General features: G+C 73.5%; 22 protein-coding genes and 5 tRNA genes. 10 read left to right on the top strand and 17 right to left on the bottom strand.

Annotated elements, in window-relative coordinates; translation table 11 throughout:
* The first annotated feature begins 226 nt into the window (after positions 1-226).
* Entirely contained in the window at positions 227-784 is a 558-nt protein-coding gene (locus AC069T_RS36750) for a CGNR zinc finger domain-containing protein (RefSeq protein WP_478786886.1), read from the top strand.
* A 41-nt stretch (positions 785-825) separates the two neighbouring features.
* On the opposite strand, the gene AC069T_RS36755 is transcribed toward AC069T_RS36750, so the two are convergent.
* Together AC069T_RS36755 and AC069T_RS36760 are read right to left on the bottom strand one after the other, a co-directional pair.
* Entirely contained in the window at positions 826-978 is a 153-nt protein-coding gene (locus AC069T_RS36755; RefSeq protein WP_010988207.1) for a hypothetical protein, read from the bottom strand.
* A 182-nt stretch (positions 979-1,160) separates the two neighbouring features.
* Positions 1,161-1,607 carry a hypothetical protein gene (locus AC069T_RS36760; RefSeq protein ID WP_478786887.1) on the bottom strand — a complete coding sequence of 149 codons (447 nt, stop codon included), beginning with the start codon at positions 1,605-1,607 and terminating at the stop codon, positions 1,161-1,163.
* A gap of 198 nt (positions 1,608-1,805) precedes the next feature.
* On the opposite strand from AC069T_RS36760, the gene AC069T_RS36765 reads away from it, so the two are divergent.
* Positions 1,806-2,330 (top strand): DsbA family protein, encoded by a 525-nt coding sequence (locus tag AC069T_RS36765; RefSeq protein WP_478786888.1) that lies wholly within the window; start codon positions 1,806-1,808, stop codon positions 2,328-2,330.
* A gap of 17 nt (positions 2,331-2,347) precedes the next feature.
* Here AC069T_RS36765 and AC069T_RS36770 read toward each other — a convergent pair whose 3' ends face one another.
* From AC069T_RS36770 to AC069T_RS36780, 3 genes are read right to left on the bottom strand one after another with little or no spacing between them, the layout of a single operon-like run.
* Complete coding sequence (locus AC069T_RS36770; protein WP_478786889.1) at positions 2,348-3,172, bottom strand: GNAT family N-acetyltransferase; 825 nt, start codon at positions 3,170-3,172, stop codon at positions 2,348-2,350.
* 57 nt (positions 3,173-3,229) lie between these two features.
* A complete protein-coding gene (locus AC069T_RS36775) occupies positions 3,230-4,051 on the bottom strand; it encodes an aminotransferase class IV (protein WP_478786890.1) in 822 nt (273 codons plus the stop codon).
* Positions 4,048-5,091, bottom strand: coding sequence for a chorismate-binding protein (locus AC069T_RS36780; protein WP_478786891.1), 1,044 nt, complete (start codon positions 5,089-5,091; stop codon positions 4,048-4,050). Before AC069T_RS36780 ends, AC069T_RS36775 begins: the two co-directional genes overlap by 4 nt.
* Positions 5,092-5,248: 157 nt before the next feature.
* Between AC069T_RS36780 and AC069T_RS36785 the strand changes: the two genes are divergently transcribed.
* The 5 genes from AC069T_RS36785 to AC069T_RS36805 all read left to right on the top strand — a co-directional run bounded on the left by AC069T_RS36785 (position 5,249) and on the right by AC069T_RS36805 (position 5,703).
* A tRNA-Gly gene (locus AC069T_RS36785) sits at positions 5,249-5,321 on the top strand.
* A gap of 39 nt (positions 5,322-5,360) precedes the next feature.
* Positions 5,361-5,434: transfer RNA gene (locus AC069T_RS36790), tRNA-Cys, on the top strand.
* Position 5,435: 1 nt separating this feature from the next.
* Positions 5,436-5,507 (top strand) — tRNA-Val (locus AC069T_RS36795).
* Positions 5,508-5,533: 26 nt separating this feature from the next.
* A tRNA-Val gene (locus AC069T_RS36800) sits at positions 5,534-5,605 on the top strand.
* Positions 5,606-5,628: 23 nt separating this feature from the next.
* A tRNA-Val gene (locus AC069T_RS36805) sits at positions 5,629-5,703 on the top strand.
* 104 nt (positions 5,704-5,807) lie between these two features.
* Here AC069T_RS36805 and AC069T_RS36810 read toward each other — a convergent pair.
* From AC069T_RS36810 to AC069T_RS36825, 4 genes are all read right to left on the bottom strand, one after another.
* Entirely contained in the window at positions 5,808-6,104 is a 297-nt protein-coding gene (locus tag AC069T_RS36810) for a TFIIB-type zinc ribbon-containing protein (RefSeq protein WP_478786892.1), read from the bottom strand.
* A gap of 80 nt (positions 6,105-6,184) precedes the next feature.
* Positions 6,185-7,126, bottom strand: a complete 942-nt coding sequence (locus AC069T_RS36815; RefSeq protein ID WP_478786893.1) for a phosphotransferase — start codon at positions 7,124-7,126, stop codon at positions 6,185-6,187.
* A gap of 743 nt (positions 7,127-7,869) precedes the next feature.
* The gene (locus tag AC069T_RS36820) at positions 7,870-8,076 is read right to left on the bottom strand and encodes a hypothetical protein (RefSeq protein ID WP_478786894.1); all 207 of its coding nucleotides are present in this window, start codon (positions 8,074-8,076) and stop codon (positions 7,870-7,872) included.
* Positions 8,077-8,317: 241 nt separating this feature from the next.
* Entirely contained in the window at positions 8,318-8,551 is a 234-nt protein-coding gene (locus AC069T_RS36825) for a hypothetical protein (protein WP_478786895.1), read from the bottom strand.
* A gap of 196 nt (positions 8,552-8,747) precedes the next feature.
* Here AC069T_RS36825 and AC069T_RS36830 point away from each other — a divergent pair, with 196 nt between their 5' ends.
* On the top strand, positions 8,748-10,043 hold the full coding sequence (locus tag AC069T_RS36830; RefSeq protein WP_478786906.1) for a serine/threonine-protein kinase: 1,296 nt from the start codon (positions 8,748-8,750) through the stop codon (positions 10,041-10,043).
* Positions 10,044-10,171: 128 nt separating this feature from the next.
* On the opposite strand, the gene AC069T_RS36835 is transcribed toward AC069T_RS36830, so the two are convergent.
* From AC069T_RS36835 to AC069T_RS36870, 8 genes are all read right to left on the bottom strand, one after another.
* Positions 10,172-10,990 (bottom strand): TrmH family RNA methyltransferase, encoded by an 819-nt coding sequence (locus AC069T_RS36835; RefSeq protein WP_478786896.1) that lies wholly within the window; start codon positions 10,988-10,990, stop codon positions 10,172-10,174.
* Positions 10,991-11,067: 77 nt separating this feature from the next.
* A complete protein-coding gene (gene cobA / locus AC069T_RS36840) occupies positions 11,068-12,360 on the bottom strand; it encodes a uroporphyrinogen-III C-methyltransferase (RefSeq protein WP_478786897.1) in 1,293 nt (430 codons plus the stop codon).
* Positions 12,361-12,781: 421 nt separating this feature from the next.
* Entirely contained in the window at positions 12,782-16,864 is a 4,083-nt protein-coding gene (cobT, locus tag AC069T_RS36845) for a nicotinate-nucleotide--dimethylbenzimidazole phosphoribosyltransferase (protein WP_478786898.1), read from the bottom strand.
* A 346-nt stretch (positions 16,865-17,210) separates the two neighbouring features.
* Entirely contained in the window at positions 17,211-18,422 is a 1,212-nt protein-coding gene (gene cbiE / locus AC069T_RS36850) for a precorrin-6y C5,15-methyltransferase (decarboxylating) subunit CbiE (protein WP_478786899.1), read from the bottom strand.
* A 130-nt stretch (positions 18,423-18,552) separates the two neighbouring features.
* A complete protein-coding gene (locus AC069T_RS36855; RefSeq protein WP_478786900.1) occupies positions 18,553-19,191 on the bottom strand; it encodes a GNAT family N-acetyltransferase in 639 nt (212 codons plus the stop codon).
* Positions 19,192-19,379: 188 nt separating this feature from the next.
* Entirely contained in the window at positions 19,380-20,207 is an 828-nt protein-coding gene (locus tag AC069T_RS36860; protein WP_478786901.1) for a MetQ/NlpA family ABC transporter substrate-binding protein, read from the bottom strand.
* 60 nt (positions 20,208-20,267) lie between these two features.
* Positions 20,268-21,011: a methionine ABC transporter permease gene (locus AC069T_RS36865; RefSeq protein WP_478786902.1), complete on the bottom strand. Its 744-nt coding sequence runs from the start codon at positions 21,009-21,011 to the stop codon at positions 20,268-20,270.
* The gene (locus AC069T_RS36870; RefSeq protein ID WP_478786903.1) at positions 21,008-22,051 is read right to left on the bottom strand and encodes a methionine ABC transporter ATP-binding protein; all 1,044 of its coding nucleotides are present in this window, start codon (positions 22,049-22,051) and stop codon (positions 21,008-21,010) included. The genes AC069T_RS36865 and AC069T_RS36870 overlap by 4 nt, the downstream gene beginning before the upstream one ends.
* Positions 22,052-22,615: 564 nt before the next feature.
* On the opposite strand from AC069T_RS36870, the gene AC069T_RS36875 reads away from it, so the two are divergent.
* On the top strand, positions 22,616-22,975 hold the full coding sequence (locus AC069T_RS36875; protein ID WP_478786904.1) for a hypothetical protein: 360 nt from the start codon (positions 22,616-22,618) through the stop codon (positions 22,973-22,975).
* A gap of 1 nt (position 22,976) precedes the next feature.
* Entirely contained in the window at positions 22,977-23,429 is a 453-nt protein-coding gene (locus AC069T_RS36880; RefSeq protein WP_478786905.1) for a hypothetical protein, read from the top strand.
* Positions 23,430-23,580: the final 151 nt, after the last annotated feature.

A 23,580-nucleotide genomic window follows, 5' to 3' on the forward strand; every position in this document is an offset into this window, starting at 1 on the left:
ACCCCCCACCCCCCTCCCCCCCCCCCCCCCCCCCCCCCCCCCCCCCCCCCCCCCCCCCCCCCCCCCCCCCCCCCCCCCCCCCCCCCCGGTGCGTGCCCACGAGGCGCGTCCCGCTGTCACGGAGCGTTCCGGTACCTGGTCCGTACCGGCCTCCGCCGACGCCGAGCCGCTAGGCTCGGCCCCCCATCGGCGGGCGCCCGCCCGACTTCAGGCCAGGGAGCGAAACGTGCTGATCACCCACGACACCCGGTGCGCGCTCGACACCGTGGTGGATCTGGTGAACACCGCGCCGGAGGACGACGCGGCGGACCGCCTCCCGGACCTCGCCTCCCTCGAGGACTTCGTGCGCAACCACGAGATCAGCGACGTGGGGGTGCTGACGGAGCAGGATCTGGCGGCCGTGCGCCAGGTACGGGCGCGGTTCACGGGCATCTTCGCGGCCGACGACGCGCACGCCGCGGCCCTGCTCATCAACGAACTGGTCGCCGCCGCGGGAACCACACCGCGCCTCACCGACCACGACGGCTACGACTGGCACGTGCACTACTTCGCGCCCGGCGCCTCCGTCGCCGACCACCTGGCGGCGGACTGCGGGATGGCGCTGGCCTTCTTCGTGGTCGCCGGGGAACAGGAACGGCTGCGCCGCTGCGAGGCACCGGACTGCCGGCGTGCCTTCGTCGACCTCTCCCGCAACCGCTCCCGCCGGTACTGCGACAGCCGGACCTGCGGAAACCGTCTGCATGTGGCGGCCTACCGGGCGCGGCGCAAGGAAGCGGCGGGCTGACGGAGCCCTCGGCGGGTGACGCCAGGGGCTCCGTGTACGGCTCAGAGCAGCAGCAGGTCGTGCAGCGAAGCCATGAGCAGAAGACAGCCGATCACCGCCAGAAAGATCATCAGCGGTGGCTGGGAAAGCGCGAAGAGACAACCTCGCCGTTCCTCGGGAGGGGCGGCGGTGTCGCTCTGTGTTGTGTCCAGCATCTCGCGGTGATGATGACCTACGGGACACCCCGCAGGCGATCAAGACACCCGAAATGACCGGGAGTTCACTGATCTTCGCGCAGCACGACGCCGGAGGTGATCACTTCCGCGGGCGCATGTGATCACTTGAGGGCTTCCCGCGTGCCGGCCGTCTTTGACCCGGCTCCGTGCTCCGTACGGCTTCAGATGCCGTGCTTCTTCAGGATGGCCTCGATGTCGCTGAAGTCCTCGGACGGGGCCGCCGCCGGAGGCCGCGCGGGGGCGGGCCGCGCGGTGGGGCGCGTGTTCTGCCCCAGCGAGGGCGCGGACGCCTCGGGGGCCACCGCCGCACGCCGCGCGGCCCGCGCCGCCTTGCGCTCCTCGCGGGTGCCGCCGCCGCGGCGCTCCACAGCCCGGGTGGTCAGGAACAGCAGCCAGGCAGCGCCCAGTACGGCGAAACCGGCCCACGCGGTCGGGCTGAAGGCGGTGTCCGCCGCCCAGCCGACGGCACCGGTCATCACCAGACCGACGGGCACCAGGGAGTAGGCGGCGATGCGGGCCGCGGCGAGGAAACGCTTGCGGTACGCCGTGACCACGGCGATACCCAGCCCGGCCGCGGACACGGCGGAACAGACGGTCTCGGCAATCATCCGGTCCTCCGGGCGGGGTGCGGGCGGGAAGGGCTACTGCGTCCCTTCCATCCTGCACCGAGCCCGCCCCGCCGTGCCACGGCCCGGGCGGACCTCAGGGACATCTCCGGGTCGGCGTCCTCCCCAGGTCCCGGTTGGGCACCGGCACCGCGGAGGTCCCGGTTGGGCACCGGCGCCGCGGCTGGAAGACTGGGGACCATGAACGACTCCTCCGCCGCCCGCCCCGTCACCCCCGTCCTGGACATCTGGTGCGAGCTGCAGTGCCCCGACTGCCGCACGGCCCTGGACGACCTGCGCGCCCTGCGCGCCCGCTACGGCGACCGGCTCGAACTGCGGCTGCGGCACTTCCCGCTGGACAAGCACAAGCACGCCTTCGCCGCCGCGCAGGCCGCCGAGGAGGCCGCGGAGCAGGGCAGGGCCTGGCCGTACGTGGAGGCCGTGCTCGGCCGCGTCGAGGAACTCGACCGCGGAGGTGAGCGGTTCCTCGTCGAGGTGGCCCGCGAACTCGGCCTGGACGCCGAGGAGTTCGACACCGCGCTGATCGACGGCCGGCACATCCTGATCGTCGACGCCGACCACGCCGAGGGGAAGGCCATCGGCGTGACGGGCACGCCGACCTACGTCATCGGCGGGGAGCGCCTCGACGGCGGCAGGAGCCAGGCGGGGCTGCGCGAGCGCGTCGAGGAGATCGCCGACCGGCTGCTGGCGGAGCAGGAGGCCTGATCCCGTCCGCCTCGGCCCTACAGCAGGTTCTTGTACAGGTGGTGGGCGGTCGTCTCGTAGCCGAGGGACTCGTAGAGCCGCTCGGCCGGGGTGTTGCCCGCGAAGACGTTGAGGCCGATCACGGGCCGGCCGGCGGCCACCGCCTGCGCCTCGGCCAGCAGCATCAGCGTACGGCCGTGGCCCCGGCCGCGGTGGGCGGCGTCGGCCTCGACGTCGAAGACGAAGGCGCGGTCGTCCTGCAGCGCCAGCCACAGGGTGCCGACCGGAACTCCCTCGTGCTCCAGGACGCTGATCAGCACGTCCTCGGTGTCCGTCCCCCGCGCCAGCAGCTCGTCGTGGTCGCGCCGCGACTTCTCGTACGCCTCCGCCTCGGGCACGCCTCGCTCGATCCAGATCCGCACGTAGCTCTCCCTGGCCCGCGCCTCCCAAGGTCCGTACTCCTCCTGGGACATGGGGCGGGCACGGCTGCCCGCGGGCAGCCGCGGGGGTGTGGCGCCGAGCCGCTTCTCCATGCCGCGGTTGCGTGTGACGTACCCAAGCGCACTCGTCAGCCTGAGGGCGGCCACGGCGTCGGCGGGAACCGACACCTCGATCCGGCGGCAGCCCCAGCCGCGGGCCACCTCCTCGACGGCGAGGGCGGCCACCGTGCCCCGCCCGCGCCCGCGGTCCGGCTCGTCGATCCACAGGTCGGCGGCCCGGGCGACGCCGGGTCCGAAGAGCGCGTGGGTACTGAGGTGTATCGCGCCCACGGGACGGCTGTTCACGCACACCTGGTAGCGGCGCGAACGCGTCCCGTCGGCGTGGTGCTGGAGCGGCTCGGTCGGCCGCAGGGTCGTGGTCATCAGGGGTGTTGTACCCGCCCGGCGGCCGGACGTCATCCGGATTTCCCGGCGGTTCGGCTACGGGTCGAGGTCGTTCCCGGCGTGCTCCTCGAAGATCCGCATCGCCTTGGCGGTCACCGGGCCCGGGGCGCCCGGCAGTTCACGCCCGTCGACGCGGTGCACCGCCTGCACGTCCCGCAGTGTGGACGTCAGGAAGATCTCGTCGGCGCGCTCCAGGACGTCGAACGGCAGGTCGGTCTCCCGGGCGCCCGTCCACTCGGCGGCGAGGGCGCGGGTGATGCCGGCGAGGCAGCCGGAGGCGACCGGCGGAGTGTGGATCTCGCCGTCGAGGACGACGAAGACGTTCGACCCGGTGCCCTCGCACAGCTGCCCCACCGTGTTCGCGAACAGCGCCTCGGAGGCGCCCTGTTCGCGGGCGCGGGCCAGGGCGACCACGTTCTCCGCGTACGAGGTGGTCTTGAGACCGGTGAGGGCGCCGCGCTCGTTGCGGGTCCAGGGCACGGTGACGACGGCGGTGGAGTCGGGGCGGCGGGCGGTCCCGCCAAGGGCGACGATCAGCGTCGGGCCGTGCTCGCCGCGGTCCGAACCGAGCGGGCCGTGGCCGCCGGTGTACGTGATCCGCAGCCGGCCCAGCGCCGTCGCGCCGGCTTCGACGACCGCGGCGCAGGCGCGGCGCACCTCGTCGAGGTCGGGGTCGGGCAGGCCGAGGCCGCGGGCCGAGCGGGTCAGCCGGTCGAGGTGACGGGTCAGGGCGAACGGCCGCCCGTCGGCCACCTTCACCGTCTCGAAGATGCCGTCGCCCACGGTCAGTCCGTGGTCGAGGACGGAGACGCGGGCGGACTCGATGTCCTGCAGCCCGCCGTCGAGCCAGATCTTCACGAAAGGGTCCCTCCACTCGCCTCGTACGTCCCCGACGCTACCGCGAGCAGTCTCGACGCCTTCAGCTCGGTCTCCCGCCACTCGCCCTCGGGGTCCGAGCCCCAGGTGATGCCCGCCCCCGTGCCGAAACGCAGGACACCCTCGGCGCGGTCGATCCAGAAGGTGCGTATGCCGACGGCCAGCTCCCCGGTGCCCCGGTCGGCGTCGACCCAGCCGACGCCGCCGCAGTAGGGGCCGCGGGGCGCGGTCTCCAGGGCGTCGATGATCCGCAGGGCGCTGGACTTGGGGGCGCCGGTGACGGAGCCGGGCGGGAAGGCCGCGGCGAGCAGCTCCGGCCAGCCCGCGTCCTCGCGCAGGTCCCCGCGGACGGTGGAGACGAGGTGCACGAGCCCGGGGTGCTTCTCGACGACGCACAGGTCGGGGACGGTCACGGTGCCGGTGGCGCAGACCCGCCCGATGTCGTTGCGGACCAGGTCCACGATCATCACGTTCTCGGCGTGGTCCTTCTCCAGGAGGTCCGCCTCCGTCCGCCCAGTTCCCTTGATCGGGCCCGATTCGACGGTCCGGCCGTCGCGGCGCAGGAAGAGTTCCGGGGACGCGGTCGCGATCTCGACGCCGTGGGCGGGCAGGCGGATCGTCCCGGCGTACGGCGCGGGGTTGCCGCGGGCCAGCAGCGCGGTGAGCGCGTCCACGTCGGCGCCGGGGGCGACGGGCGCCGAGAGCACCCGGCAGAGGTTCGCCTGGTACACCTCGCCGGCCGCGATGTGCTTCCGGATCCGCCGTACGCCCTCGGTGTACGCGACGCGGCCGAGGGACGACGTCCAGTCACCGGCCGCCGGTCCCCGCCACTCCCCCGGCACCGGCGCGGGCACCTCTTCGGCCCGTACGTCGCCGAAACGGGCGCAGGTGAGCCTGCCCTCGAAGTCGGCCGCGACGGCCCAGAAGCCGGTGGATTCCAGGGCCGCGGGGTCGCTGGTGACGTCCAGGAGGCGGGTCGCCACGAGGCCGCCGAAGCGGGCGAGAGCAGGGAGGTCGTGCACGCAGTCGAGTCTAGGGCGGGTGACCTGCGGGTGGGCCCGGCCGCGTCCCGGCGCGGACGCACCGCAGCACGCTGCACAAACGCGTTTTTGTACTGGCCCGGGAATCCGCTAGAGTTCAACACGTCGCCGGGACGCGTGAGCCGACCGGAAACGACACGCGGACGTAGCTCAGTTGGTAGAGCGCAACCTTGCCAAGGTTGAGGTCGCCAGTTCGAACCTGGTCGTCCGCTCGTAGGAAGAGGGGGATCTTCCCGAACCCCCGCACTCCTGGTGGAGTGGCCGAGAGGCGAGGCAACGGCCTGCAAAGCCGTCTACACGGGTTCAAATCCCGTCTCCACCTCCAAGGACGATTAGCTCAGCGGGAGAGCGCTTCCCTGACACGGAAGAGGTCACTGGTTCAATCCCAGTATCGTCCACTGGATCTCGTCGAAGATCCGGTCCCGCGCGATTAGCTCAGCGGGAGAGCGCTTCCCTGACACGGAAGAGGTCACTGGTTCAATCCCAGTATCGCGCACGCAGTACACCGCACCATGTCCCGCGCGATTAGCTCAGCGGGAGAGCGCTTCCCTGACACGGAAGAGGTCACTGGTTCAATCCCAGTATCGCGCACCAGCCGAAGCCCCCGGCCGTCTCGACGGCCGGGGGCTTCGTCGTGCGCCGTCTCCGGCCGGGGAACGGCCAAGGGGCCCTCCGGCGCGGAGGGCCCCCTCTTCGGTTCAGGACGAGAAGAGCATGTGCCCGAAGCTCTTCTGGCGGTGGTGGCCGCCGTGGCCGCCGTAGTGACCACCGTGGCCGCCCTGCGGGGCGCCCCACGCCGGGGCGGGGGCCGAGGGGTACGCCTGCGGGGCGCCCGGGGGCGGCGGAGCGGGCTGCGACCACTGGGACTCCAGGCGGGTCAGGGACTCCAGCTCGCCGTAGTCCAGGAAGATCCCGCGGCAGCCGCTGCACTGCTCGATCTGGACGCCATTGCGGTTGTAGGTGTGCATGGGCGCGTGGCACTTCGGACACTGCATGCTCGGCTCAACTCCTCGTCGTCAACGCTGCTTCGCGCTACATCAGGACAGACACTGCCCGGCCTGCGGTCGGTTGCACCCTACTTCGCGTGATCACGTGCGGACTCCGGCGGGAGGGCGGCCATGCGGTCGCACGCGTCGATCACGGCCTGCTGGACCTCGTCCAAGGAGCGCCCTGCCGCCACGGACTTGGCGATCGCCAGCGCCGCGGTCTGCACGGTGAGCGCGCGGGCCGGCACGTCCAGCGCGGGCCAGGGGTCGCCCTCGGCGGGAACCGCCGGGCCACCGGCCTGCCGGTAGGCGGTCAGGAAGCGGCTCCAGTCGTCGGGCGGCAGGAGACCGCAGGCGTACCAGGCGGCCGGGCGGGCCAGGTCCCAGGCGGGCACGCCGTGGCCGAGGTCGTCGACGTCGATGAGCAGCCAGGGGCCGGTCGCCGCCGGGTGGCGCACGAGCTGGCCGAGGTGGAGGTCGCCGTGGCAGAGCGCGGTGGGCGCGGCCGGCATCGGGGCCGCGGCGCGGGCCCAGGGCGGCAGGCCGGCCCAGGCGCGCAGGACCGGTTCGGCGGCGGGGTGCGGGCCGGCCGCCGTGAGCCGGCCGATCGCACGGGCCGCCTTGGCCGGGCCGCGCATCGCGGGCAGTCCGGCCGGCACCCGTGTGCGGTGCAGCCGGGCCAGCAGGACGGCGGCCTCCTCCCAGGGGGCCGCCTCCGGAGTCTCCGGGTCGACCGGGGTGCCGAAGGGCCAGAAGGTCACGGGGCGGCCGTGCAGGGCGACGGGGGCCGGGCGCAGGGGCGGCAGCAGGACACCGGAGAGGCCGGGATGCGCGGCGACGGCCAGACGCCGGGAGAGTTCCCGGGGGTCCGTACCGGAGTCGTGGGCCTTGGCGACGGTGTCGCCGTGCCGCACGACGGTGCCGTCCGCCCGGTCGGCGAGGACGGCTTCGGCGTGTGCACAGGCGGCGCCGCCGGGGTGGGCCGCGCCGCGTGCCCGGGCGGTCAGGGCGGGCAGCACGTCTGCGGTCACGGGTCCCCCTCGGATGCGTTCGGTTCGAAGTGAGCGTACGCAGGCGGCGCGCGGCCCGGGACAGAGCGGTGCGCCCTTGCGGCGACGGCCCCGTCACGACGGTGCGTCCCCCACGGCGGCAGCCCGGCACCGCGGTCGGTCCAGGGCGGCTGCCCGGTCACGGCGGTGTGTCCCCCGCGGCGGCCGCTCCGCACACGGCGGTTGCGTCCCCACGGCGGCCACTCCGGACTCGGCGGTGCGTCCCCACGGCGACGGCCCCGTCACGGCGGTGCATCCCCCACAGCGGCCGCCCGGTACCGCGGTGCGTCCCCACGGCGGCCACTCCGGACTCGGCGGTGCGTCCCCCGCGGCGGCAGCCTCGGTGCCGCGGTCGGTCCAGGGCGGCAGCCCGGTCACGGCGGTGTGTCCCCCGCGGCGGCCGCTCCGCACACGGCGGTGCGTCCCCCACGGCGGCAGCCCGGCACCGCGGTCGGTCCAGGGCGGCAGCCCCGTCACGGCGGTTGCGCCCCCACGGCGGCCACTCCGGACTCGGCGGAGCGTCCCCCACGGCGGCAGCCCCGGTGCCGCCGTGGGGCTTAGGGTGGCGGCCCCGTCCCTGGTGGTCGGTCGGACGTGGGCATGGCAATGCCCGCGCAGCTCCCCAGCTGCGCGGGCATCTGTGCCGTCCGCCGCACCCCCGTCCCCACGGGGTTTCCTGGCCGGATGTCCCCGCCCGGACCGCTCTTCCGGGCCTGGGGCGCCGCTCAGCGCCCCAGCATCACGCCCACGGACGACGCTTGTGTGACCACTGCTTCCCAGCCGCCGAACACGACCACGAGCAGGGCCGCCAGGGGAAGGACCATCGCTGTCGCCACCAACGGGTGGCGACGGCCCGGGCTGCCGCCGAACGCGGCGGTGTACGCCTTGCGTCCCTGCGTGCGGATCGCCGTCCGCGGTGCCGTGTGGGCCATGGTCCCTCTCCTGACCGAGTTTCTGTCGTTGTTGACGGCGGCGGGTGTCTGACCTCGGGGGACGAGTGCTGCACCCGCCGCTTGTCCTCAAATCTAGGGGCCCGGCGGGTGCCGGTCGTCATGCCCTCGTACCGATTGCCGGGCCTCCCGGAGGATGAGCGATGACCTGCGACGTACTCCCCTGGGTGGAGATGAGGTCCTAGGTCTCAGGGTCTTCCCGGAGGGGACGTCCGGTGTGTCCCTACTCTTCCGAGCTGTCCTGTCTCGGGATCGGCTGCTCGACGAGGGCCAGCACCCGATTGGCCATGAAGCGTGCCGTGCGCACCACTGATCCGCTTCGGGTGACTTCGCTCACTTCCACGACGCCCCGGCGCACCGCCGTCTCCACCCGGCGGCCCGCCCTGCTCGCCACCACCTCGTACGTACGCGTCGTGTCCCCGGCGTCCACGACTATCTCCACACGGTCACCCTTCATGGGCTCAATCCCCCTTCTGCGACGGATGGTTGGGACCCCAGGCAGCTCGAAGCGGGCCTGGCCGCGCGTTCCCTGACCACCTTTCAAGTTTCCCACCCGGCACTGACAATCGATCGGGTCGCGAGGGCGCGGCCTATGCGCGCGCCCGGCCGCGGAAACGTAAGCTGTGGCTCGTCAAACGGACCGGGCAGCGGGGATGGACATGGCGATGATGCGCCTGAGGCGCGAGGACCCGCGTGTCGTCGGCTCGTTCAGGCTTCACCGACGGCTCGGCGCGGGCGGGATGGGCGTTGTCTACCTGGGCTCCGACCGGCGTGGACAGCGGGTCGCACTGAAGGTGATCCGGCCCGACCTGGCGGAGGATCAGGAATTCCGGTCGCGGTTCGCGCGCGAGGTCTCGGCGGCCCGGCGGATCAGGGGCGGCTGCACGGCGCGGCTCGTCGCGGCCGATCTCGACGCGGAGCGGCCGTGGTTCGCCACGCAGTACGTTCCCGGCCCCTCGCTGCACGACAAGGTCGCCGAGGAGGGACCGCTGAGCGCCGCCGACGTGGCGGCCGTCGGCGCCGCCCTCTCCGAGGGGCTCGTCGCGGTGCACGAGGCCGGTGTCGTCCACCGCGACCTGAAGCCGTCCAACATCCTGCTGTCCCCGAAGGGCCCCCGGATCATCGACTTCGGGATCGCCTGGGCGACGGGTGCCTCCACCCTCACGCACGTCGGTACGGCGGTCGGGTCGCCGGGGTTCCTCGCACCCGAGCAGGTGCGCGGCGCCGCCGTCACCCCGGCGACCGACGTCTTCTCCCTGGGCGCCACGCTCGCCTACGCGGCGACGGCCGACTCGCCCTTCGGGCACGGCAGTTCCGAGGTGATGCTGTACCGCGTGGTGCACGAGGAGGCCCAGCTGCACGGCGTTCCCGACGCGCTGGCCCCGCTCGTGCGGGCCTGCCTCGCGAAGGATCCCGAGGAGCGGCCCAGCACGCTGCAACTGTCGTTGCGCCTCAAGGAGATCGCGGCCCGGGAGGCGCAGGGACTCGCGGACGTACGGCCGCCCGCCCCGCGCACGGACCCGGACCGGCCGAGCGGCCGGCTCGCCGAGCAGTACGCCGAGCAGCGCACCCAGCGCCGCCCGCAGGGCACACAGGGGTCACGGGGCACCTCCCAGCCCCGCACGGGCGGCGGCTCGCGGTCGGGTTCGCGCCCCGCACCCTCGCGCAACACCACACGCTCCGGCAGGCGGCCCGCTCCCCGCAGCGGCGCGGGCCGGCCGGGCCCGCGTACCACCGGCACCGGCCGGCGGCCCGCCAATCCGCGGCTCCTGCGGCAGCGCCTCTTCGTGTTCGTCGTGGTGACGCTGCTGGTGGCGCTGGGCATCGCGGTGGCCCAGGGCTGCCAGGGTCCGGCGCGGGGGCTCGGGAACGGGGGCGCCCGCACGGACGTACGCCACGAGCTGTCGTACCCGCCGCCGGACGGCGGACACCGGATCGCCGCGAGGTAGCGGGACGCGCGTCGGGCAGGACGCCCGGACGCCGACGGGGCGCATCGGCCGACGGGGCGCATCGGCCGGCGGGACGCATCGGCCGGCGGGACGCCAGGCAGGCCGGGGCGCCCGGGCCGACGGGACGCTCAGGCAGGCGGGCGGCCCGTCGCCACGGCGTAGAAGGCGACCGCCGCCGCCGCGCCGACGTTGAGCGAGTCGACACCGTGGGCCATCGGGATGCGCACCCACTCGTCGGCGGCGACCAGCGCCCGGGTGGACAGGCCGTCGCCCTCCGCGCCGAGCATCAGGGCGACCCGGTCCATCCTGTGCGGCGCGGTCTCGTCGAGGGTCTTGGCCTTCTCGTCGGGGGTGAGCGCGAGGAGGGCGAAGCCCGCCTCGCGCACCGACTCCAGGCTCCGCGGCCAGGAGTCGAGCCGGGCGTACGGCACCGAGAAGACGGCGCCCATGGAGACCTTCACCGAACGCCGGTACAGCGGGTCCGCGCAGTCCGGGGAGAGCAGCACCGCGTCCATGCCGAGGGCCGCCGCCGAACGGAAGATCGCACCGATGTTGGTGTGGTCGTTGACCGACTCCATGACGACGACCCGGCGGGCCGACCGCAGCAGTTCGTCCGCCGTCGGCAGCGGTTTGCGCTGCATGGAGGCGAGGGCGCCGCGGTGCACGTGATAGCCGGTGACCTGCTCGGCGAGCTCCGGGCTGACCGCGTACACCGGGGCCGGCAGCTCGTCGATGACGTCGCGCATGACGTCGACCCACTTGGCGGAGAGCAGCATCGAGCGCATCTCGTAGCCCGCGTCCTTGGCGCGTCTGATGACCTTCTCGCCCTCGGCGATGAACAGGCCCTCGGCCGGTTCGCGCTTGCGGCGCAGCTCCACGTCGGTCAGGCCCGTGTAGTCACGCAGACGCGGGTCGTCGGGGTCCTCAACGGTGATGAGATCGGCCACAGGGTGATACTGCCTTGTCGTGGGTGCGGTGCCAACGGCTCGGAACGGGTGGGTTACCCGGGGTTACGCGGAGCGTGCTACTCGGGGAGCCCGGAGGCCAGGGTGTCGGACGGCCCGGAGGGCGCGGCTCCGAAAAGGTCCGTGAGCAGCCCCGCGCCCGCGTTCACGACCTCCCCGACGACGATGACCGCCGGGGGCCGCACGTCCTCGGTGCGAACGGTCTCTTCGACCGTCGCGAGGGTCGCGTCGACCCGGCGCTGGGCGGCCGTCGTGCCTTCCTGCACCAGGGCGACGGGGGTGTCGGCGGATTTGCCGTTGTCCATGAGCGTGCGGGCGATGGCGCCGATCTTGTCCACGCCCATCAGGACGACCAGCGTGCCGCGCAGCTTGGCGAGCGCCGCCCAGTCGACCAGGGAGCGTTCGTCGTCGGGGGCCACGTGGCCGCTGACCACGGTGAACTCGTGGGCGACCCCGCGGTGCGTGACCGGGATGCCCGCGGCGCCCGGGACCGAGATCGAACTGGAGATGCCCGGGACGATCGTGCACGGGATGCCCGCCTGGGCGAGCGCCTGGGCCTCCTCCATGCCCCGGCCGAAGACGAAGGGATCGCCGCCCTTGAGCCGGACGACCGCCTTGCCCTGCCTGGCGTGCTCGATCAGCGCGTTGTTGATGGCCTCCTGGGCCATGAACCGGCCGTACGGGATCTTCGCCGCGTCGATCACCTCGACGTGCGGCGGGAGTTCGGCGAGCAGGTCGCGCGGGCCGAGACGGTCGGCGATGACCACGTCGGCCTCGGCGAGGAGCCGGCGGCCGCGCACCGTGATCAGGTCGGGGTCGCCGGGGCCGCCGCCGACGAGGGCGACGCCCTGGGCACGCTTGCGGTGGTGGGGCGCCACGAGGGTGCCGTCGCGCAGGCCTTCGACGACGGCGTCACGGATGGCGGCGGTGTGCCGGGGGTCGCGGCCCCGCGCGTCGGTCGTCAGCACGGCGACCGTGACGCCCTCGCTGTGGCCGGTGGCCGGGGTCCAGGCGGTGGCGGCGTCGGCGTCGTCGGAGCGGACGCACCAGACGCGGTGCCGCTCGGCCTCGGCGGAGGCACGCTCGTTCGCCGCGGTGTCGCTGGTGGCGATCAGGGCGTACCAGGCGTCGGTGAGGTCACCGTCCTCGTACGGCCGCCGCGTCCAGCTGATCTCGCCCGCGTCCGCCATCGCCTCGACGGAGGGAGTGGCCTGCGGTGACACGAGGTGGACGTCCGCGCCGGCCGCGATCAGGGCGGGGAGGCGGCGCTGGGCCACCTGGCCGCCGCCGAGGACGACGACGCGGCGGCCGGCGAGGCGGAGGCCTACGGGGTAGGCGGGGTGTTCGGCCATGGCAGGTCGGCTCCTTGCGGGGCGGTGCGAGACGGGCCCCCTGCGCCTTCGGAGCGGGCCTGACGTGCGGATTTTAAGCTGCGGGTCCGTGTGGTGGCGCGGGCGGGTGCGGATTTCCTCCCCGCACCCGGGCCCGCCCGAAACGGGAGCGGTGTCCGGGCGGGGCTGAGGACCGGGGCGGTGTCCGGGGGTGCCGCCCGAAACCGGGGCGGTGTCCGGGCTTGGCTGAGACCGGGGCGGTGTCCGGGGGTGCCGCCCGGTGCCGGGTCGGCGTCCCGGGGGTGCCGCTCTGATGCCGGGTCGGCGTCCAGGGTGCCGAGCCGACTCCGGGTCGGTGTCCGGGGGGCCGAGCCGGCTCCGGGCGGCGGTGTCCTGCCCGTACCGCCTTGCGAGGGCGGGACAGGGCACGGCGCTCGCGGTGCTACTTCTCGGTCACCCCGGCGGAGTCGAACGTTGCCACCTCGTGCATCGCCCGCGCCGCGCTCTGCACCACCGGCAGCGCCAGGAGCGCGCCCGTGCCCTCCCCCAGCCGCAGGTCGAGGTCGACCAGGGGACGCAGGCCCAGTTTGTTCAGGGCTGCCACATGGCCGGGTTCGGCGCTGCGGTGGCCCGCGATGCAGGCGGCAAGCACCTCGGGGGCGATCGCGCGCGCCACCAGGGCGGCCGCACCGGCACTGACCCCGTCCAGGATCACCGGCGTACGCAGGGAGGCGCCGCCCAGCAGCAGGCCGACCATGGCGGCGTGCTCGAATCCGCCGATCGCGGCGAGGACGCCGACGGGGTCGGCCGGGTCCGGCCGGTGCAGCTCCAGGGCGCGGCGGACGACCTCGGTCTTGCGGGCCAGGGTCTCGTCGTTGATGCCCGTGCCGCGACCGGTCACCTCGCCGGGGTCGGCGCCCGTGAAGACCGAGATCAGGGCCGCCGACGCGGTGGTGTTGGCGATGCCCATCTCGCCGGTGAGGAGTGCCTTGTTGCCGGCCGCCACGAGGTCGCGGGCGGTCTCGATGCCCACCTCGATGGCCGCCCTGGCCTCCTCGCGTGTCATCGCGGGACCTGTGGTCATGTCGGACGTGCCGGCACGGATCTTGCGCGGCAGCAGACCCGGGGTCGCGGGCAGGTCGGAGGCGACACCCACGTCGATGACGCAGACCTCGGCGCCCACCTGGTTGGCGAAGGCGTTGCACACCGCGCCGCCGCCCAGGAAGTTCGCCACCATCTGGGCGGTGACCTCCTGCGGCCAGGGAGTGACGCCCTGGGCGTGCACACCGTGGTCCCCGGCGAAGATCGCGACGGCTGCGGGCTCCGGGATGGGCGGCGGGCACTGGCGGGACAGTCCCGACAGCTGCGCGGAGATGATCTCCAGCATGCCGAGTGCGCCGGCCGGCTTCGTCATCCGCTTCTGGCGCTCCCAGGCCTCGCCGAGCGCCTTGGCGTCGAGGGGGCGGATGTTGGTGACGGTCTCCGCGAGCAGGTCGTGCGGCTCCTCACCGGGCAGCGCGCGACGGCCGTACGTCTCCTCGTGGACGACCCACGACAGCGGGCGGCGCTTGGACCAGCCGGCCTGCATCAGCTCGGGCTCGTCCGGGAACTCGTCGACGTAGCCGACGCAGAGGTAGGCGACGACCTCCAGGTGCTCGGGCAGCCCGAGGGCGCGTACCATCTCACGCTCGTCGAAGAAGCTGACCCAGCCGACGCCGAGACCCTCGGCGCGCGCGGCGAGCCAGAGGTTCTCGACGGCGAGCGCGGAGGAGTAAGGCGCCATCTGCGGCTGCGTGTGGCGGCCCAGGGTGTGGCGGCCGCCGCGGGTCGGGTCGGCGGTGACGACGATGTTCACCGGGGTGTCGAGGATGGCCTCGATCTTCAGTTCCTTGAACTGCTTCGCCCGGCCCTTGGGCAGCGACTTCGCGTACGCCTCGCGCTGACGCGCCGCGAGTTCGTGCATCGAGCGGCGGGTCTCGGCGGAGCGGATCACCACGAAGTCCCACGGCTGCGAGTGGCCGACGCTCGGCGCGGTGTGGGCGGCCTCGAGGACGCGCAGCAGCACGTCGTGCGGGATCGGGTCGCTGCGGAAGCCGTTGCGGATGTCGCGGCGCTCGCGCATCACGCGCAGCACGGCCTCGCGCTCGGCGTCGTCGTAACCGGGCGCGGCGGGGCCGGTGGACCCCCTCACGTTTTCCACTGCGGCCGTGCTCTCTTCCTGGTCGGCGCCCTGGGTGTCCAGGTCGTCCGCCTGCTGTGCGACTACGAATTCCGGGTCCGCGGCGGGCGGCTCCGGTACGGGGGATGCCTCGGCCTCGCGCGGGGCGGGCACGGCGGAGTCGGGTTCCTCGGCTGCCGGGAGGGCGGTGGCGGGCTCCGGTTCGCCCGTCGGCTCGGGGGCCGGGGCAGGTGCCTCCGCGACGGGCTCGGCCGCCGCGGGTTCTGCCGCCGGCGTTTCGGCTACGACGGGCACGGCCGCCAGGGGCTGGTCCGCCTCGGCTTCGACCTGTTCCTCGGTGAGCGGGAGCTCCTCGATTGGTGCCGAGGCTGGTGCGGTCGCCTCCGGAGTGACAGGTACCGGGTCGGGGGCCGGGGCGGTCGGCTGCTCCTGCGGGGGCAGGGGCGGCACCGTCATGGCGTGCGGGGGTGTCGGGGCCAGATGCGGCGTCGTCGGCACCGAACCCTCGACGGGGACGAACTCACCGACGGGCCGGTTCGCGTGCCGGCCCACGCTCTGTTCCCGGTGGTCCGCGGCGGGCGCAGGCTCCGGGAACGCGACCGTTTCGTCCGGCAGGACCTCGCCCTGCGCGTGACCGGCCGTGGCCTGACCCGGGACGGCGTGGGGTACGCCGACGCCCACCGGAACGGCGTGCGGCTGTTCCGCGACGGGTTCGGCGATCTGCTGGACGTACGGCGCCGCGGGTTCGGACGCGGCGAAACCCGGTGCGACGTCAGCGACCGGCTCGGCGTGCGCCGCGTCGACCGCTGGCACGGGGTCCGTCCCGGCCGGCGGCTGCGGTGCCTCCACGGGCGGCTGCTGCGGGTCCCCGGCGGGCCCGGCGTCGACGAACGGGGCGGCGGCGACGTCCGTGTCAGAGGCACCGGGGTCCGGCAGGGCGGCCCCGGTGGGCGGAGCGGTCCCCGTGTCGGCGGCGTGCGCGTCCGGCGCTGCCGGTTCGGTGGTCCGCGGCTGTGCGGGGGTCGCGATCCGGGGCTCGTACGCGTACGAGGCGTCGTGCGAGTTCAGGAGGGCCTGCGGATCCGGGAGGGACTGGAGGTCCGGGGCGGGCTGAAGGTCTGCGGCGCGCTGAACGTCCGGCGCCGGGAGGGAGGGCCCGGACTCGGCGTGCTGCGCGAGCTCGAATTCCTCCCCCTCGGGGGCGGACGGCTCGGCAACGGCGGGTCCGTGGAGGTCGGTCTGTGCCTGCGGCAGCGGCTGCCCGGTCTGGAAGTCGGTCACGTGCCCGGCGTGCGGGTCCGGCGAGCCGTCGAGGTTCTGCGGGATCGGCGGTGCGTCCGGGTCCTGCGGGGCGGGCGACGCGTCGGTGAGGACGGCACCGTCCAGGGCCTGCTGGTGCAGATAGTCCTCCGGCGCGAGTGCGGTGTCACCGGCAGGCACGGCTCCGGTCTCGGGTGCCGGTACGGCGTCGGGGGCCCCCGACGTGTCGATGCCTGCGGGCGTAGCGATACCTGCGGGCGTGTCGATGCCTTCCGGCGTCTCAGTGCTTTGCGGTGCTTCGGGCACCGGGGCCTCGTCCGGAGCGGGCCCGGCGGGCGCGGCCTGCGCAGCGGGCGCGGCCCGGGGCGCCTCGATGACGTCCGGGGCCTGCGCGGCCTCGGCGGTCTCCACGGGCGGTGCGGTTTCCGGCTCCGGGGACACGTCCGCGACCTGCGCCGGTTCCGGGGCGGGCCCGGCCTCCGCGGTCGGTGCCACCTCCGGGACGACCGTTTCTGCGGGGATCCCCCCGGTGGCCGGCTGCGGTGCGGCACCCCAGGGCGCGCCCTGCTGCGGGACGTCCCCGAGCTGCGGGACGTCGGGGTACTCGGGCCCGTTGGCCGGCGGGGCGGTCTGGCGTACGGGCGCGGGGGCGGTCGACGCACCCGCCGGGCCGCGGTCCGCGAGCGAGCGCACGGGGCTGGACGAGCCGTCCGGGGTGGGCGGACCGAGGTGCAGGGGACGGCGGGGCGGCGCCGGCTGGGGCGCCGGAGCGGCGGCCGTCCGGACACCGCCGAGATCGACCGAGCCGCTGTCCCGGCCACCCGTCTCGTGCGGACCGGGCTCGTGCGCGGTCTGCGGGACGAACAGCGGGTGCGGGTCGGGGGCGAGGGGCATCGGGGCGGGTGGTGCCACCTCGTTGCCCCACGCGCCCTGTGCGCCCGGCATGAGAAGCAGATCGTCGTCCTCGGCGGGGGCGCCGGAGGGGTCGAGGTAGGTGTACGCACCGAGCGAGGAGACGCCCGGCTGCTCCACCATGCCTGCGTTCTCAGGCAGTCCCTCGCCCGGGACCTGGCCGGTGTCGGTCATGCGTACCCCTCGCCCATCGGTTAGTGCTCCTACGACCAGCTCGCCCGGAACGGCGCACCGACCGCCCCCCGCAGAGAAGAACGAGCGTGCGTGCCCAGCGGCACGAACGACCCGCCCGCAAAGGAGACAAAGCCATTAACTGGCATTGTCGCGGTCGTCCCGCCGTCGCGACAGCTTGATCCGCGACGGTCCACTGTGGACTGCGCCACGTTGCGCGTCCTCCGGTCGACGCCGTACCACACCCGACCCAAAAGGGGCGCGTTTTCCGGACATTGGCCGACGAAGCGCCGGGCACAAGTGCGGTACCACGATCGGCCAGCCTACCGCGCGCGGTACGACAAGCCGATCACGGGGCGCGATCAGGCAGACGCCCGGTGAGCAGGAACGCGACGCTCCGCTCCCTCTCCGTCCAGGCCCGCGTGTCGAGGTCGACGGCCTGGAGAAGGGCGCACTCGACCTGGTAGCCGTGCTCACCGAGGTCCCGGCCGATGAGTTCGGCGGCGTCACGGGTGGCCGCGTGGGTCACGATGCGCTGCGGTCGGCGGTCGGCGACGGCGGAGACCACCGCCGCGCCCCCGCCGCCGACCCGGACGACGTCGGGTTCGGGGAGGTTCTCCAGGATGTGCGGGGCGGTGCCGGGCACGACCTGGACCTGGACGCCGAAGCGGCGGGCCGATTCGTCGGTGCGCGCGCAGGCCGCCGGGTTCCGGTCGACCGCGATGACCGCGGCACCGGTGCGGGCGGCCTCGGTGGCGAAGGCGCCGCTCCCTGAGCCGATGTCCCACACCAGGTCACCGATGCGCGGCCCGAGCCGGGCGAGTTGCGCGGCGCGCAGCAGATCCGTCTCGCCCTCGCCGAGCACACCGCCGTAGGCCGTAGCCGGCAGCGCCCAGCCGCGCGGGCCCGCGCCCGGCTCGCGTCCGGCGATCCAGCCGCCGCCCTCGGCCGCGGCCACGAAGCCGCCGATGACGATGACGACGTTGGGATCGCGCCAGGTGTGGTCGGCGGCCTTGTCGGAGGTGACGACGCTGACCTGCTCGCGGCCGGTGCCGAGCTCCTCGCAGATGACGAAGGTGCGGTGGACTCCTTCGAGGAGCAGACCGAGTTCCGCGGGGCCGGCGCCGGGTGAGGTGAGGACGGCGACCTTGGTGTGGGCGCGGCATACGTTGACGGCGCGGCGCAGCGAGCGGGGGTGTGCCACGACCACGTGGGCGTCGTCCCAGGGCATTCCGGCGCGGGCGAAGGCGGTGGCCACGGAGGACACGGCGGGGACGACTTCGACCTCAAGACCGAACTCGGGAGCGCGCAGGGTGCGGACGACTCCGAAGAACCCGGGGTCCCCGTCGGCGAGGACGACGGCGGTACCGCGGTGGTTGGCGATGCGGCGGGCGGCCAGGGCGACGCTGCCGAGGCGGACGCGCTCGGCGGTCGCGGGCACTTCGGGGAGTTCGAGGTGGTGGCCGGCGCCCGCCACCAGCGTGGCGGCACGGAGAGCGGATTGCGCCGCGGCGGTCAGCGGCGAGCCGTCCCAGCCGATCACCGTGACCCGGTCGGCCATCGTCGTCAGTCTCCAGGTAATTTTCGCAGCGTGTCGGGGGACTGCCCGCGCACGGGCTCCGTGAGGGTACCCGGTGGACCTGGGCGGTGCGGCGACGGCCCCCGCCAAGGGTGGGAGCGGTCCCGCGGTTTCAGTTCCAGTCGGAGTACGACGTGAAGCCGGTCGTCTCGGCGAGTTCCTCGGCGACGCCGTCGAGGTCCTCGGGGAGCAGGCTCCACACGATGAAGTCGGTGCGCAGGTCGGCCCACGTGCCGTCCTCGGTGCGGGTGCGCGCTATGCAGGCGTTGCGCAGGACGCCCTCGCTGATGCAGCCGATCTTCTGGGCGACCTGCTGGGAGGCCGTGTTGTCGGCGGCCGTGCGCAGCTCGATGCGCTCGAAGTCCTGGTCGCGGAACAGCCATTGGGCGGTGGCGAGGGCGGCTTCGGACGCGTAGCCCTCGCCGCGGGCCCAGGGAGCGATGATGTACGACAGTTCGGTGGAGCGAACGTGCCAGTTCGTCCTGCCGAGTTGGACGATGCCGACCAGCCGCTGGGTGAGGAACTCCGTGACGGCCAGGTCGAGTCCGCGGCCCGCCGCGCGTTGGGCGGGCGCGTACTCGGCGATCCAGCGGCGGGCGCCGTCCTCGGTGAAGGGCTGCGGTACGGAGGTCCAGGCGGCGACCAGTTCGTCGTTCATCATCTCGGCCAGGGCCGGGACGTCGTCCTCTTCGAGCGGGCGCAGCACCAACCGCTCCGTGCTGATGGAGATGCCGGGGAAGGTGCTCGTCATGCGCCGCTCCGTAACCTTCGGAAGCCGTCGGGCCGTCGGATGTCGTCGGGCCTGCTGAACTGCCCAGCATGCAGCATGGAAGCACCGAACCGCATCACGGGGTCCACTCCCGGTGAAGAGCGGACCCCGTGGGGTGACCGGCGGGCCCGGCCGGGGGCAACCGGCCGGGGGTGGCCCCGGGTCGGAGATCAGAAGGACGGCAGGACGGACCCGGCGTACTTGTCCTCGATGAACTTCTTCACCTCGGGCGACGTGAGGAGCTTGGCGAGCTTCTTCACGCGCGGGTCGTCCTCGCTGCCCTTCTTCACGGCGAGGAAGTTGCCGTAGGGGTTGTTCTTGGCCGACTCCAGGACGAGGGCGTCGTCGGCGGGCTTGAGGTCGGACTCGATGGCGTAGTTGCCGTTGATCACCGCGGCGTCGACGTCGTCCAGGGAGCGGGGCGTCTGGGCGGCCTCGAGCTCCTTGAACTTCAGGTTCTTCGGGTTCTTGACGATGTCGCCGGGGGTCGCCTCGTTGCCCACACCCTTCTTGAGGGTGATGATCCCGTTGTCGTCGAGGAGCTTGAGCGCCCGCGCCTCGTTGACCGTGTCGTTCGGGACGGCGACCGTCGCGCCGCTCTTGAGTTCGTCGGCCTTCTTGACCTTGTGCGAGTACAGGCCGAGCGGCTCCAGGTGCACCGTGACGACGGGCACGATGTGGGTGCCCTTCTTCTTGTTGAAGTCGTCGAGGTAGGGCTGGTTCTGGAAGTAGTTGGCGCCCACGGACCCGTCCTCGGTCGCCGTGTTCGGCGTGACGTAGTCGGTGAACTCCTTGACCTCCAGGTCGAGTCCCGCCTTCTTCGCCAGGTTGTCCTTGACGTAGGTGAGGATCTCGGCGTGCGGGGTGGGGCTCGCGGCGACGATCAGCGGGCCGCTGGTGTCGGAGGCGGAGTCCTTGTCCGAGCCGCAGGCGCTGAGGCCGAGGGTGAGGGCTCCGGCGGCGAGGACGGCGGTGGTGATCTTGGCGGTGTTACGCACGAAAAGTGCCTTTCCTTATGGGTGAAGCGGCCCCGTCCGAGTGGGACGGGGAGTCCGGGGTCAGCTCTTCCTGACGGCGTCGGTCGCGACCGTGCCGGGGAAGATGCCGCTGAAGGGGCGGAAGAGCAGCAGGGGGCCGGTCCTGGCACCCCTGCGGTGCAGGGCGCGCGCGGCGAAGTCGCCGCCGAACTGGAGGAAGGAGATGGCGACGGCCAGGACCGCCACGGTGATCCACATCAGGCCGGTCTCGAAGCGCTGGTAGCCGTACCGGATGGCGATGTCGCCGAGTCCGCCCGCGCCGACCGTGCCCGCCATGGCGGAGTAGCCGATGAGCGCGACGACCGTCGTGGTGGCGCCGGAGATCAGCGACGGGAGGGCCTCGGGCACGAGGACGCTGCGTACGGTCTTCCAGGTGCTGCCGCCCATCGACTGCACGGCCTCGACCAGGCCGCCGTCGACTTCGCGGACGGACATCTCGACGAGCCGCGCGTAGAAGGGGATCGCGCCGACGGCGAGCGGCACGATCGCCGCCTCCCGGCCGATGGTCGTCCCGGTGATCGTGCGGGTGAAGGTCATCAGGGCGACCATCAGGATGATGAACGGCATCGAGCGGGCGATGTTCACGACCTGCCCGATCACCTTGTTGGCCACGACGTTCTGCAGCAGTCCCCCGCGGTCGGTGAGGACGAGCAGGAGGCCGAGCGGCAGGCCGCCGACGATCGCGATCAGCGTGGACCAGCCGACCATGTAGAACGTGTCCCAACACGCCTGGGTCAGCAGTGGCTGCATCTCCGACCAGGTCACTTGGCACCTTCCTTCACGAGCGCGGACTGCTGGTCCGCCTGGCCGACGAGGTCGATCTGCAGGCCCTGCTCCCGCAGGAATCCGATCGGCACGACGTTCTCCTCGTAGGGGCCGGGCAGTTCGATGCGCATCCGGCCGACCTGCTTGCCCGCGACGGTGTCCATCGCGGCGCCGAGGATCGATATGTCGATGTTGTAGGTGCGCGAGAGCTGGGAGATGACGGGCCGGGTGGCGGCCTCGCCGTGGAAGGTGACGTCGATGACGGTGCGGTCGTCGGCGGAGGCGTCGCCGCTCACCGGGAAGAGTGCCGCGGCCATCTCGGAGCCGGGGGTCGCGAGCAGCTCGGTGACCGTGCCGGACTCGACGATGCGGCCGTTCTGCATGAGGGCGGCCGAGTCGCAGATGGTCTTGACGACGTCCATCTCGTGGGTGATGAGCAGGACGGTCAGGCCCAGCTGCCGGTTCAGGTCGCGCAGGAGCTGGAGGACGGACCGGGTGGTCTCGGGGTCGAGGGCGCTGGTGGCCTCGTCGGAGAGCAGCACCTTCGGGTCGCCGGCCAGGGCGCGGGCGATGCCGACGCGCTGCTTCTGTCCGCCGGAGAGCTGCGCCGGGTAGGCCTTCGCCTTGTCGGAGAGGCCCACCAGGTCGAGCAGGTCGAGCGCCTTGCGGGAACGCTCCCTGCCGGAGACGCCGAGGATCTCCAGGGGCAGTTCGACGTTGTCCTGCACGGTGCGCGAGGACAGCAGGTTGAAGTGCTGGAACACCATGCCGATGTGGCTGCGCGCCCTGCGGAGCTCCCGGCCGGCGCGCGGGCCGCGGCCGGCGAGGGCGGTGAGGTCCTGCCCGGCGACGGTCACGGTGCCGGCGGTGGGGCGCTCCAGGAGGTTGACGCAGCGGATGAGGGAGGACTTGCCGGCGCCGGACTGGCCGATGACGCCGTACACCTCGCCCTCGCGTACGTGCAGATCGACGCCGTCGAGGGCGGTCACCTCACGGCCGCGCGAGCGGTAGACCTTGGTCAGGCCCGTTGTCGTGATCACTGGGTTTCCGTCACTGTCGAGTGCGGGGCGTGGGTGTGCCCCGGCACGGGTGCATGCGGTCGGGAACGCGGCACGGTTCTCGCGAGGGGCGGTCGAACCGGGGAGAACGTGTGCGTGGGGGCCGGCTCGGTCACGCAGGAGCTACGGACACGGCACAGCCGTCTCGCTTCGGGGCGCGAGGCTCGGGGGTGGTGCGGGGGCCCTCAGAAGGCGCACATTCGACACATACAACGAGCACCGGGCGTCGTGGTCGCCTCGGTCGCAAGGATGCGGCTGCTCGTCGTGGTCATGCGATCAGTAAAGCAGACGTATGCCCGGGGGCCCGCACCGCTGTCCGAATAGCGGACAGCCGTGGACGCCGGGCGCGCCCGAGGGCGCCGGGCGCTCCGCCCGCGCGTGACCAGTGCGGACGGGACGGACGGCCCACGGCGGTGAGCCCGGACCCGGACCGCGTGTGGCACGGCTGTGGCCAACGCCACGGATACCCTGCCGGGGGCTCCCGCCTTCCCGTGGCACGCCGGGGGCGGGGGCATCGGGCCTTTTGGCCCGTAATAGGGTCGCGGCATGCTTGATGCCCTGACGGTCGCGACCGCCGTCGCCGCACTCCTGCTCGCCGCCTGGTGCGGCTGGGCCGCCTACCGCGATCAGCCCACCAAGGACTGGCACTTCATCGGCATGGCCGTGGTGTCGCTGCTCGCCCTGGTGCAGCTGGTCGTCGGCATCGTCCGGCTGTCGCGGGGCGAGAAGCCGGAACAGGGCACGACGATCTTCGTGGCGTATCTGCTCGGCGCCGTCGCGTGCGTCCCCGCCGCGGGGTTCATGTCGCTGGCCGAGCGCACCCGCTGGGGCTCGATCACGGTCGCGGCCGGCGGCGCGGTCCTCGCCGTGCTCGAAGTGCGGCTCTACGACATCTGGGGAGGCTGAGATGCCGGCCGCCGGCGAGAACGGGAACGTACCCCCGGCAGAGGCGCCGGCCGGGCGGAAGCGGGTCCGGCTCATCCGCGGGCCCGGCATGCTGCTGGTCTGGCTGTACGGCGTGATGGTGGTCGGGGCGGTGTCGCGTTCCGCGGTGCAGATCTCGACGGAGTTCGACAAGGCCCCGCTCGCCTACTCGCTGTCCGCCGTCGCGGGTCTGGTGTACGGCTTCATCACGTACTCGCTCGTCCGGGGCGGCGAGACGGCCCGCCGGGCGGCGCTGGTGTGCTGCGCCGCCGAGCTCGCGGGCGTGCTGATCGTCGGGACCTGGACGCTCGTGGAGCCGTCCGCCTTCCCCGACGCCACGGTGTGGTCGGACTACGGGATGGGCTACCTGTTCATCCCGGTGCTGCTGCCGCTGACGGCGATGTACTGGCTGCGCAGGGCCGGCCCGACCGCATGATCACGGACCGTGCCGGCGACCGGGGGCCGTCCGTGACGTGAACACTCCGGCCGCGGGGGGGGGGGGGGGGGGGGGGGGGGGGGGGGGGGGGGGGGGGGGGGGGGGGGGGGGGGGGGGGGGGGGGGGGGGTGGTGGGGGGGGGGGGGGAGGG

It is taken from the genome of Streptomyces sp. NPDC043867 (assembly GCF_056435845.1).